Origin of the sequence: Pseudoalteromonas sp. GW168-MNA-CIBAN-0100 (assembly GCF_040309225.1) — a bacterium.
Classification (GTDB): Bacteria; Pseudomonadota; Gammaproteobacteria; order Enterobacterales; family Alteromonadaceae; genus Pseudoalteromonas; species Pseudoalteromonas arctica.
The window spans coordinates 1-11,424 of the sequence record NZ_JBEOOL010000030.1; the positions used below are offsets into that span (position 1 = coordinate 1).

Sequence of the window (11,424 nt, forward strand, 5' to 3'; positions counted from 1 at the left end):
AGTAGGACATTACCAGGCTTCAAATTGTAGAAAGCCCGAATCTAACGATTCGGGCTTTTTTACGTCTGCAGAAAAGTAAATGCGCGCAATTAATACACACTCACATTAACACCTATCACGTAGGGCGGGCGAGCGCAGCGATTCCTGACGCTAAAATCACTGTAAGTACCCCCTTATAACGCTTAAACTTCAATTCTAACCTTACGATATAGCTTAATATTTTCACTAAATTCTCAATAAATCAGACCCTGATTACAGAGTCCCACGTTTCTTCTCATTTTGTTGCAATTTCATTCTTGGTTTAATAAGTGACCTGTGTAAAACTACCTGAGTTAATTTAGTAAATCAGGTGACATGAATGTCGAATATTAAAGCTTGGAAACTTATAAGCCTGTTTTGTTTGTTCGCAGTGCTTATGGGTTGTCAATCGAAAGAAGAGCAGCTGCAACAAACAATTCAAGAGTCTATTAAAAAGGTAGATACGGAGCTGTCTCAGCTTGGTACTGCACTCGATAATGGAAGTGTACGTAATGCTGTGTTACTTAAAGAATATGGCGAGCTTCTTAAAAAACAACAACCAGAGCTCACAAAAGTTGTTGATGTAATTACCCTTGATGCAACGCGCCAAGGCGCACTTTATAGTGGCTTAACACAGCGACTTAAAGATATTAAAGGAACTTACTTAATTCCTCCTTACGAAGATACGTTACATAGCATTGATTTGTTGCGTGATGCATCTAAACCTACGCTATTTTCTGATGCGTTAACCGATCCTATTAATATGCTAGCTGATATGTCCAAAGGCACTTTAGCGCGTGTAGGCGCAATTAGTAAGCAAGCTGAAGGTGAGGGTGTTGGTAACCAAATGGTAGGTAACCCTAACTATGGTAACTGGCAATCAAATAGTAACGGTATTAGCTTTTGGCAATGGTACGGAATGTACCGTATTTTAGGTGATGTATTTGATCGTGTTGAATATGGAAGCTGGAGTAAGCGCCGAAAGTATAGCTATTACAATGACTATGGCCGCTCGCGTTATTCAAGCCCTAAACAAATTAAAACCCAAAGCGCGCTAGAAACACGCACGCGCCAAACATACCAACGCCAAGGTAAGCAGTTTACAAGCCCTTATGCGAGTAAAAAAACAGGTGCATCAGGTTTAAGCCGTAGTAGTTATACGCCAGCAAAAAGCCGCAGTAGTTATTCTCGTTCGAGCAGTTATAGCAATAGCTCAGGATCGGTGCGTGATAGCGGTAGCAGAACCTCTCGTGGCGTGAGCCGTGGTAAGTAAAAGAATAAAGTTGGAGTTAGAATAATATGTATGAATTTAATGGAATAACTATGTGGTCACTGCAAGCGCTGGCGATTGATTTTGCAATTATTGTTTTATTATTTGTAAGCCTTAAATATATAAAAGGCTGGGTTTCAAACTTACATGCAAATGATGAAATAACAGAGCGTGATAACTTTGCTTTTGGTATTAGCTTTGCCGCTGGCTTAGTGGCACTGGCGATTGTATTAACGGGTGTAAGTAGCGGAGCTTTTGCTGCAACACTGCAACAAGAAGCACTACAAATGTTAGCTTATGGCGCATTAGCAATTGTACTGATTAAGTTGGGTCACTTTTTTCAAGATAAAGTAGCTCTTCGTAAAGTAAGCCTGCACGACGAAATCGTTAAAGGTAACGTTACAGCTTCAATAATTGATTTTGGCCATGTTGTCAGTGTTGCTATCGTTATTCGCTCAGCTCTTTTATGGGTGGCTACTGACGGCTGGCATGGTCTTCCAATTGTAATTGCCGCCTTTATTATAGGTAGTGTTGTATTACTACTTGTTAGCCAGTACCGAGTGCAGTTATTTAAACGTACAAATAAAAGTGGCGACTGCCTACAACAAGCAATTGTTGATGGTAACTTAGCTGTGGGTATTCGTTACGCTGGATTTTTAGTAGGTAGTGCATTAGCTATTACAGCAGCAACGGGTGTTGCACCTTACGCGGCTGATAATATTAATGCGAGTTTACTATACTGGGCTATTAGCGCAGTAGTGAGCCTTGTTGCATTTATTATTTTGCACTTAGTGACAATTAAAATAATTTTATCTGGTTGCGATATTTCCGATGAAGTTAATCGTCAAAAAAATGTAGGTGTAGCTACTATTTCTGCAGCAGTATCATTTGCTGTAGGTATCACTATGGCAACATTACTAGGCGCATAATCAGTGTCATCAACCAACACTCCCCCAAGTAAGTCTCGCTTACTTGGGCACGATATACTACTTATTACTGTTATGGCCGTGCTTGCTGGGTGCGGCCTTATTTATGAATACTTACTGTCTCATTATGCGGGCCGTGTACTTGGCTCAGTAGAGAGCGCTATTTACGCCATGATTGGCACTATGATTGTAGCAATGGGCTTAGGCGCTTTTTTAGCGCGTTGGTTTAAAGATGCATTTACCGCTTTTGCTTGGTTAGAAAGCATTATTGCTTTGGTTGGCATGGGCTGCATTTTAGCGATAGCGGGTGTAATAGCAGTTAGTTATTCTCTTCCTCATTTATTTTCGAGCATTTTTAATTTACCCCCTGATGTTGTACTTAATGGTTACGTATTTCAAAAGCTACAAGAGTGGTCACGTTTTCTACCTTATGTTTTTGGTTTAATACTGGGCTTATTTATTGGTATGGAAATACCGCTTATAGCGCGCATTCGTCAGCACGTTTATGGCCGTTTTTTAGAAAACAACGCAGGGACTATTTATGGTGCCGATTATATTGGTGCTGGTATTGGTGCAGCCATTTGGGTAAGTATCATGCTCTCAATGCCTATAATGCAAGCTGCAGCGTGGACGGCGTTATTTAATATCATCGCAGGACTCGCGTTTTTATGGCGCTACCATACCCATGTGCGCTTTGCTAAGGCACTTTTAGTTTGCCATATAGTATTACTGGCATTATTTGGCTTTATTTTAGTATTTGGCAGTAGCTGGATGAACAATCTAAGTAATGTTTTATACAAAGATAAAGTAATTTATTCGCAAGCAACTAAATACCAACACGTAGTTTTAACCGAAAGATTAAGCAAAAACCAACCTCAGCCAATTACCGATTTATATTTAAATGGGCGTTTACAGTTCTCAAGTATTGATGAGCAAATATATCACTCAATGCTGGTTTACCCTGCAATGCTTGCCTCTAACAGACACGACCGTGTATTAATAATTGGTGGTGGTGACGGGCTTGCACTTAGAGATGTTTTAAAGTGGCCTGTAAGTGAAGTAACGCTAATAGATTTAGACGCGCAACTACTCAATTTATTTGGTCATAAAGACGGTGACTTTACGCCGCCAGAGCACATCAATAAGCGATTGCTACAGCTAAACAATAAATCGATGCATGATTCGCGAGCCAACATAATTGTGGGTGATGCATTTTTAGAAGTTGAAAAACTGCTTGATCAATCTAAGCAGTTCGACACTATTTTAATTGATTTACCTGACCCTAATCATCCTGATCTAAATAAAATGTACAGTGACTACTTTTATAATCATGTACGGCAGTTATTAGCACCCGATGGCGCAATGGCGGTTCAATCAACCTCACCTTATCACGCTAAAAAAGCGTTTTTAAGCATTGCTAAAACAGTTAAAGCTGCTGGGTTTGAGTATGTTGAGCAGTATCAGCAAAACATACCTTCTTTTGGGCAGTGGGGCTGGACTATAGCGACTAAAATGGGGCAGTCGGCCAGTGGCCGTATTAATGATGCGACGGCTATGCCTGTGCCATCAAGATGGATTAGTAAAGAATATTTATTGGCAAGTTTTGTATTTCCTAACCACTACTTTGAACAAGTTAAAAGTATTGAGGTCAATAGGTTAGGGTCTGGTCAGTTGTATGATTACTACCGAACTGCATGGCAAATAGAAAGCGAATTGTATAAAAACTAATAAAACATGGTTGACATAATATGTCGACCATGAGAATCTTAACTCAGACATAATATGTCAAACGACAAAAGGCAGAGACATGGAATTAAATGAACTTTCAATAAAATTAGCTTCTTTTGAAACTGAAGGCGCTAACTTTGAGTCTTTCTTGATTGCCAACCCAGGCGAGCAAGATGTTTTACAAGTCATTGTTGATGGAAATGATGAGCTTCCAATTTTTGTTACGCAAACGCAAGAGCAGTTATTATGTATTAGCTACTTGTTTGACGAAGATGAAGTTAAAAGTGAATTACGCAACGAGTTAAACGAAACATTACTACGTTTAAACGTGCCAATTCCACTGAGTGCATTTGCTAAAATCGATAACAAATACGCGATTTTTGGTGCACTGTCGGTAAATTCATCATTGGATGACGTTACCCACGAACTAGTGACATTAGCCGATAACGCTATCGATGCACTAGAAGCCGTGACCTTGTATTTAAACGATTAATAGCTAGTTAGTGGAGTTAAGATTATGAGTATTTTAAAAAAATTATTTACAGCAGTACGTGGCGGCGCTCGTGAAGCAGGCGAAGCAATTGTAGACAAAAATGGCATCCGTATTTTTGAGCAAGAAATTGCAGACGCGCAAAATGCACTTCACCGTGCTAAAAAAAGCCTTACTGAAGTAATGGCCAAAGAAATGCAAACTAAGCGTAAAATTAGCGCTGTAGATGCATCAATCGCTGAACATGAAGCGTATGCAGGCCAAGCTCTTGAAAAGGGCAACGAAGCATTAGCATTAGAAATTGCAGAAAAAATTGGTGACTTTGAAGCTGAAAAAGCTGAAAACGAGCAAGTATTGTCTGGCTTTAGCAATCACATTGTTGCGCTTAAGCAGCAAGTTAAAGATGCTGAAAAATCGATTAAAGAGAATCAGCGTCAGCTTACAATGGTTAAAACCACTGAAAGCGTACAGCAAGCAACAATGGCTGTTAACAGCACGCTTAATACAAACAGCTCGTCTATGACATCGGCTCGTCAATCGCTTGAACGTATTAAACAGCGCCAACAAGATCGAAGTGACCAGCTTGGTGCTGCAAAGCAACTTGAGTCAGACGTAAATGGCGATGACTTAAAAGCAAAAATGGCTGAAGCAGGCATTGGCGACACAAGTCCAAAAAGCGCTGATATTTTAGCTCGCATCAAAGCGAAGCAAAATAGCTAACCATTACGTTTATACTTTAAAAAGGTAACCGAGTTTTTCTCAGTTACCTTTTTTGCTTAGAAGGCAGCCTTCCTATGTTTAATTTTTTCAAATCTAAAAAAGAGCCAGAACGTCAACTTAATCATCCGAGCGATCTTAAAAAAGGCGACATGTTTAGCGTTATTGATTCATTTGCCTATCCTGCATGGTTAAAGGGTGAAACGTTACGTGTTACTGATATTCAGACTTACCAATATCAGCACAGTAGTGATACTGAATTTGTACTTGAGACAAATAGCGGCCAAGTTGTATTTTTACAAATTGAGCAAGATGACGGCGAAGAGTGGGCTAACTTTTCTATTAAAATTCAGCGAAACGAAGTTGAAGAGATATTTAGCCTTGATGAGTTTGCGCGTATTTTTGATGAAGAGTCGTTAACCCACATTACAGTGCAAAATACACCAGAGCGCTTTATGCAGTTTTTAGCTAAAAGCTACCAACAAAGCGAGTCGCCTTATGTGTGTTATTTCCATAATAAAGACTACCGCAACCAAGCATTACCTCGTTATGAGCAAGAAGGTGGCGAGCCATGTGAAATGATTTGCTTAGCGTCAGATAATGAAGGCTTTGGTTTAAATATCGAAATTTGGGATGGCGGCGAAACCGAAGTATCGCTAACGCTCATGCGTCCAATGTCAGACATTGTAGACTTGTTTCCCGGAGATGCTAAGTGAGTGATGCTAAAGATAAGTGGTTACGTCAGGAACAAGCTGTACGTGCCACACAAATGGCATTCGATCTAAGCAGCGAAGTTCAAAAGCTGATAAAAAAGCAGGCAATTGATCAAGAGCTAACGCCGTCAGATATGATCCGAAAAATACTTGGCTTAGACGTAAAGTCTAAAAAAACGCGTCAACGTTTATCGTTTAACTTAAATGATGATGAAATAGCGCAACTAGCCAGTCGCTTTGATGTACAAAGCGATGATAAGCGAGCCGTAAAGCAACAAGTAGCTGATTTATTAATAGCTCACACTAAAAATAAAAAAGTGAAATAATTTAATTAGGTTTTTATGAATATTGTTTTAATTGCTTACTTAATTATTTTTGCGTTGTTTGGTACTGCGGCGAGTTATTTTGTGCGTTTTATTTATGCGTATTGGGTGCTTAAAACAATGCCCATGAAATACATTATTAAAGCGGGGATTTGCGTGGTACTGGTGGTAGTAATTTCAGCGTTAATTCCGTATTTAAGTTAACGCTGAAATTAGCTTATACGCGGCCGTTTTTATTTTATATCAAACGACTGGCATTGGTGGTTAATACACAGCGATTGCACTTCAAGTACAGGAGAACAATCAGTTAAGCCTTGTGTTTTATTTTGTATTTTTTCTTGTTTTGTTATTTGTTGAGCAAGCTGTTCTGCTTCTTCTTGAGATGTGTTTAGCGTTGAATAAACAGCATATTTACTCGGTCCGCCGCATGCGCGGGCGCCCACTTCAAGTACTTTGCACTGAAAGCTTGCAGTGCAGCTGTTATTACTCACCATGTTATTCAGATCATAGTTTAAGTCAGATAAGTTTTTACTTTGCTCATTTGACGTCACAGTACTAGCACAACCACTTAGTAATAAAATGCTGCTAGCAATGCTTAAAATTGATAGTTTAATTGCCGATGGTAAACAACTCATAACGTTATCCTTAAAATGCACTTACCGCTGAGCCTTCAAGTTTAACACATTTATTTTCAACACACTGCGTGCTTGGCGTTGTTAAATGCTGACAAATGCTCATCATCCCTTTTTGTGAATTATAACTACTTTCAAGCTTAGTAATTTTATCGCTAAGGGCTGCTACTTGTTCCTCAGATGCTGCGTTTGTTGAGTACACAACAAAGCTGCTTGGCCCACCACATGCGCGACTGCCTACTGCACTTACTCTACATTGGGTGCTGGTATCACATTGCTTATCTGTAATTAGCGTATTTAATTCGGTTTTAGCTGTTTTTATATCGTCTATTGAAACGTTTTTTAAATCAGCTTTTGGTATTTTTTCAGCAACTACGTTCTTTTTAGTATTTTCTTGTAATTGAGTGTTTTCTTTTAGCTTTTGTAGCTCTTGCTTTGGTGCTTCAGCTTCTGAGGTGATTGTTACTTGCTGCGTTTCAGTGGGTGCTTTATCTAAGCATGCAGTTAAACACAGTGGTAAAAGTATGACTAACAATGGGGTACGCATAACAAACCTTGATAGTGATGAAATATTCATCACTATCATACACGGTGCATTTTTTACGGCAATAAAAACTATATTATCAAGTAATTAAAGCCGTGAAAAATACAGTTTTGTTAAAGTCCACCCTGCGTTAGTTTGGTGGGGTTAAGTAGTTTTTCGAGTTCACTGCGTGGTAAATCAGTTTCTTGTTCGGCTACATCAATAATAGGGCGGGCTTCTTTATAAGCCTGCTTTGCTATTTTTGCTGCTTTTTCATAACCGATCACCGGATTAAGTGCCGTCACTAAAATTGGATTTTTAGCGAGCGCTTTATCTATATTAGGCTGATTTACCTTAAAGCTGGCAATGGCTTTATCGCCCAATGCCTGCGCGCTATTGGCAAGTAATTCTATGCTTTGTAAAATATTATACGCAATGACTGGCAGCATAACGTTTAGCTCAAAATTACCCGCTTGGCCTGCTACGGTAATAGTGGCGTCGTTGCCAATAACTTGTGCGCTTACCATGGCTGCGGCTTCTGGTATTACTGGGTTTACCTTACCTGGCATAATAGATGAGCCCGGTTGAAGTGCTTCAAGCTCTATTTCACCTAAGCCCGCAAGTGGTCCTGAGTTCATCCAGCGTAGGTCATTCGCTATTTTCATTTGTGCTACAGCGAGTACTTTTAATTGCCCCGAAAGCGCTACTATAGCGTCTTGTGAACCTATATTATAAAAAAAGTTACTACTAGGCGTAAATCTAATGCCTACATTGGCACTCAGATTTTCTGCAAATTTGGCTGCAAACTTAGGGTCTGCATTTATTCCTGTTCCAACGGCTGTACCGCCTTGTGCAAGTTCGCATACACGCTCTAAGCTATGTCTAATTCCTGCTGCGGCATGATTAATTTGTGACTGCCATGCACTTAGTGTTTGATCAAACGTTACAGGCATTGCATCCATTAAATGCGTACGGCCCGTTTTAACTATATGGCCTACTTCAGCTTTTTTCTTTTCTAGGCTTTGCGATAAGTTTTCAAGCGAAGGAAGTAATTCATACACTACATTTATTGCGCTACTGAGTGCGATAGCGGTAGGGACTACATCGTTAGAACTTTGCCCCATATTTACATCATCATTAGGGTGAATGCTTTCACTGCCTATTCGGCTAGCAAGCGTTGCAATAACTTCATTGGCATTCATATTTGAGCTTGTGCCGGAGCCTGTTTGAAAAATATCAACGGGAAAATGCTCAACATGTTCGCCATCAATAATACTTTGACAAGCTTGTTCAATTGCATCGGCTTTAGTTTTACTTAAATGGCCAAGCTCACAGTTACTTTGTGCAGCGGCTTGTTTTATATAAGCCAGTGCAGTTATAAATTGCTTTGGCATAGGTAAGCCACTAATGGCAAAATTATTAACCGCTCGCTGTGTTTGCGCTTGATAGAGCGCATCAGTAGGTACTTTTAGTTCGCCCATGCTGTCTGATTCTGTTCTAAAGTTGCTCATAAGTGTGCTCCTTAAAAAGGGTTGAATTCGTGACTAAGAATACGAGCTTCACGCTCAAGTATTAAAAATTGTGCAGTATTGTTATGCACTTTATAAAACCGTTTTAGTGCTAATAAAGGTTTGTATAACTGCTCTAAACATTGTTTACGAATAGCATTATGTATAAGAGGGTCGCACATTTTGTTCATAATTTCATGGTGTGTGCGTCTAAGATAAAACTCTTGAAGCAAGGGATTATGTTGTTGCTCAAATTTTTTGGCGACGTTAAGGGCGGTTTCTATGTAATCGGCAACGAGCATGGGTGCATGCAGGCCAGGTCTTAAGCAATGACAAGAGAGTTCTTGATGGTAACGATGCTGGGCATAATTTGAAGACATAAAAAAACCGACTCAATTTAACGATAATAGTTATCATTACATTTAATCGGTTTCAGTGTAAACAGTTATTATAAAAATTATTTGTGATATTAATTTGAGTATTAATTGTAGCCAAGAATAAATATCTGATCTGTTTCATGTTTGGTCATCGCCTGTTGATTATGTTTAGGGTGCGAAAGTAAATCGATTACTGTAGCTCTCATATCAACGGCGTAACTATGATCGTCGGTGGTTTTTTCGGTTATAGCAATGGCCGCGTCTACAGCGGTATAAGGGGGTATATGCATAATTTTATCCTTTGAAATTTAATATAAGTTAAACCCTTTAGTGGGTTAACAATATAAAGCATATTACGTACCAACCATAATGAGCCGGCTCAACCATATGATAGTTATAGTATTTAAAAATTACCTTTTTTTCATCACGACAAAATAAGCTAAATTTGCTTTACTGTTGTGCATTAATCTACAATTTTGGTGCACAGTAATGACAAAGCCATTTTCACAAGCCTGTGAAAACAATAAAACCCCTATTTTAGAGCAATTAAAAGTTGTATTAAAAAATACTAAAACAGTACTCGAAGTTGGCTCAGGAACCGGCCAGCATAGTGTTTTTTTTGCAGAGCAATTACCAAATTTACAATGGCATACAAGTGATCGCGCTATAAACCACGAAGGGATTAACTTATGGCACCGCGAAGCTAATTTAACTAATTTGCATGCACCACTTGAGCTTGATTTAAATAATGAGTGGCCAATAGATAAAGTTGACGCTATTTATACTGCAAACACATTTCATATTGTAAGTTGGCAATTAGTTGAGCGTTTTTTTGACGGTGTTAAACGCCACTTAAATAGCGACGGTATGTTGTGTATTTATGGGCCATTCAAATACCAAGGTGAATTTACCAGCCCAAGTAATGATGACTTTAGTGCCTTTTTAACAGAGCGCGATCCGTTAAGTGGAATAAGAGATTTTGAAGCAGTTGAACAACTAGCTAAGCAAGCAGGGCTTACGCTTATTAGCGATACAGCCATGCCTGCAAATAATCAGTTACTCGTTTTTAAACGGCAGTAATGAGCTACATTGCTCTTTATATATATCAATATGGCCGCGTTCACGCTTTAAGTAGTCGCTTATTGCATTACTAAAGTCGCCATCAACAATATGGTGAGCAGAGTAGGTAAGCACGGGTTCAAATCCGCGTGCTATTTTGTGCTCACCTTGTGCACCCGAATGAAAACAGTTGAGTTTATGCTTTATTGCAAACTCAATACCTTGGTAATAACACAATTCAAAGTGCAGCGAATCTACTTCCTCACTTGCTCCCCAGTAGCGCCCATAAAGCGTATTTTTACCTACTAAACTAAGTGTTGCAGCAATCACGTTATCGTCTTTTTTGGCCAGCATAATAACGAGACTGTTAGCCATTAAGGCATGTAAAAGCGTAAAAAACTCCATATTTAAATAGCCCAAATGACCAGAGCGCTTTAAGTAGGTACGCTGATAAAACTCACAAAACAATTGCATTATCTCGGGCGTAATTTGCGTTCCTTGCAGCCATTCAATATCAATGTTCTGTTGCGCTATTTTAGCTCGCTCTTTTTTAAGTGACTTACGTTTTCGTGAGCTAAGCATCTGCAAAAAGTCGTCAAAAGATTCATAACCTTTATTAAACCACTGAAATTGCACACCCACTCTTAACATGGCGTGTTGCTCAGTTAATGAGGTGGCTTGGGCTTGGTCGCAAAAATTAACATGCCATCCCGACCATCCTTGCTGAGCACTGTGTAAGCTAAGTTGCTCTGTAATGTATTGATATACCGCATTTGGATTAGCGTGCTCGATAGCAATGCGCTTGCCTTCAATAGGGCTAAAAGGAATGCCAGATAGCCACTTGGGATAATATTCTAAACCGTGTTTTTCGTATGCCTCAGCCCAGGCCCAGTCAAATACATACTCGCCGTATGAATGACTTTTTAAATACCCAGGTGCAAGTGCAACGAGCGTATCACTTTCAAAAATAGCGAGGTGATGGGGCTGCCAACCACTTTTTTGTGTTACGCATTGGCTTTGTTCAAGGGCATATAAAAAAGCATGTTGAGTAAATGGTTCATCACCAAATAAACGTTGCCACTGCGCCTGATCAATCTCATTAATACTGCTAAACCATTGGTGCGAAAACGTTCCCATGAC

15 protein-coding genes are annotated in these 11,424 nt (G+C 39.4%); 9 read left to right on the top strand and 6 right to left on the bottom strand.

Annotated features, from left to right (window positions below; translation table 11 throughout):
- The first annotated feature begins 358 nt into the window (after positions 1 to 358).
- From AAEY62_RS16280 to AAEY62_RS16315, 8 genes are all read left to right on the top strand, one after another.
- On the top strand, positions 359 to 1,291 hold the full coding sequence (locus tag AAEY62_RS16280; RefSeq protein ID WP_007579759.1) for a hypothetical protein: 933 nt from the start codon (positions 359 to 361) through the stop codon (positions 1,289 to 1,291).
- Positions 1,292 to 1,317: 26 nt separating this feature from the next.
- Positions 1,318 to 2,217 carry a DUF350 domain-containing protein gene (locus tag AAEY62_RS16285; protein WP_024589503.1) on the top strand — a complete coding sequence of 300 codons (900 nt, stop codon included), beginning with the start codon at positions 1,318 to 1,320 and terminating at the stop codon, positions 2,215 to 2,217.
- Between the two features lie 3 nt (positions 2,218 to 2,220).
- The gene (locus AAEY62_RS16290; RefSeq protein WP_024589502.1) at positions 2,221 to 3,942 is read left to right on the top strand and encodes a polyamine aminopropyltransferase; all 1,722 of its coding nucleotides are present in this window, start codon (positions 2,221 to 2,223) and stop codon (positions 3,940 to 3,942) included.
- 79 nt (positions 3,943 to 4,021) lie between these two features.
- Entirely contained in the window at positions 4,022 to 4,435 is a 414-nt protein-coding gene (locus AAEY62_RS16295; protein ID WP_004335098.1) for a YjfI family protein, read from the top strand.
- A gap of 24 nt (positions 4,436 to 4,459) precedes the next feature.
- Positions 4,460 to 5,152, top strand: coding sequence for a PspA/IM30 family protein (locus AAEY62_RS16300; protein WP_004335088.1), 693 nt, complete (start codon positions 4,460 to 4,462; stop codon positions 5,150 to 5,152).
- A gap of 74 nt (positions 5,153 to 5,226) precedes the next feature.
- Complete coding sequence (locus AAEY62_RS16305) at positions 5,227 to 5,865, top strand: DUF4178 domain-containing protein (protein WP_010554827.1); 639 nt, start codon at positions 5,227 to 5,229, stop codon at positions 5,863 to 5,865.
- Positions 5,862 to 6,188 carry a hypothetical protein gene (locus tag AAEY62_RS16310; RefSeq protein WP_010554828.1) on the top strand — a complete coding sequence of 109 codons (327 nt, stop codon included), beginning with the start codon at positions 5,862 to 5,864 and terminating at the stop codon, positions 6,186 to 6,188. Before AAEY62_RS16305 ends, AAEY62_RS16310 begins: the two co-directional genes overlap by 4 nt.
- Before the next feature lie 15 nt (positions 6,189 to 6,203).
- Positions 6,204 to 6,389 (top strand): hypothetical protein, encoded by a 186-nt coding sequence (locus AAEY62_RS16315; RefSeq protein ID WP_024592231.1) that lies wholly within the window; start codon positions 6,204 to 6,206, stop codon positions 6,387 to 6,389.
- 29 nt (positions 6,390 to 6,418) lie between these two features.
- Here the strand turns inward: AAEY62_RS16315 and AAEY62_RS16320 are convergent, their stop codons facing one another.
- From AAEY62_RS16320 to AAEY62_RS16340, 5 genes are all read right to left on the bottom strand, one after another.
- Positions 6,419 to 6,820: a hypothetical protein gene (locus tag AAEY62_RS16320; protein WP_350635381.1), complete on the bottom strand. Its 402-nt coding sequence runs from the start codon at positions 6,818 to 6,820 to the stop codon at positions 6,419 to 6,421.
- Positions 6,821 to 6,830: 10 nt separating this feature from the next.
- A complete protein-coding gene (locus AAEY62_RS16325; protein WP_350635383.1) occupies positions 6,831 to 7,364 on the bottom strand; it encodes a hypothetical protein in 534 nt (177 codons plus the stop codon).
- A gap of 110 nt (positions 7,365 to 7,474) precedes the next feature.
- A complete protein-coding gene (locus AAEY62_RS16330) occupies positions 7,475 to 8,851 on the bottom strand; it encodes a class II fumarate hydratase (RefSeq protein ID WP_350635385.1) in 1,377 nt (458 codons plus the stop codon).
- 11 nt (positions 8,852 to 8,862) lie between these two features.
- Positions 8,863 to 9,228, bottom strand: coding sequence for a hypothetical protein (locus AAEY62_RS16335; RefSeq protein ID WP_223231703.1), 366 nt, complete (start codon positions 9,226 to 9,228; stop codon positions 8,863 to 8,865).
- A 101-nt stretch (positions 9,229 to 9,329) separates the two neighbouring features.
- On the bottom strand, positions 9,330 to 9,515 hold the full coding sequence (locus tag AAEY62_RS16340) for a hypothetical protein (protein ID WP_010554833.1): 186 nt from the start codon (positions 9,513 to 9,515) through the stop codon (positions 9,330 to 9,332).
- A 199-nt stretch (positions 9,516 to 9,714) separates the two neighbouring features.
- Between AAEY62_RS16340 and AAEY62_RS16345 the strand changes: the two genes are divergently transcribed.
- Positions 9,715 to 10,305: a DUF938 domain-containing protein gene (locus tag AAEY62_RS16345; protein WP_350635387.1), complete on the top strand. Its 591-nt coding sequence runs from the start codon at positions 9,715 to 9,717 to the stop codon at positions 10,303 to 10,305.
- Here the strand turns inward: AAEY62_RS16345 and AAEY62_RS16350 are convergent.
- Positions 10,282 to 11,421, bottom strand: coding sequence for a GNAT family N-acetyltransferase (locus AAEY62_RS16350; RefSeq protein ID WP_350635388.1), 1,140 nt, complete (start codon positions 11,419 to 11,421; stop codon positions 10,282 to 10,284). The genes AAEY62_RS16345 and AAEY62_RS16350 overlap by 24 nt on opposite strands.
- Between the last annotated feature and the right edge of the window lie 3 nt (positions 11,422 to 11,424).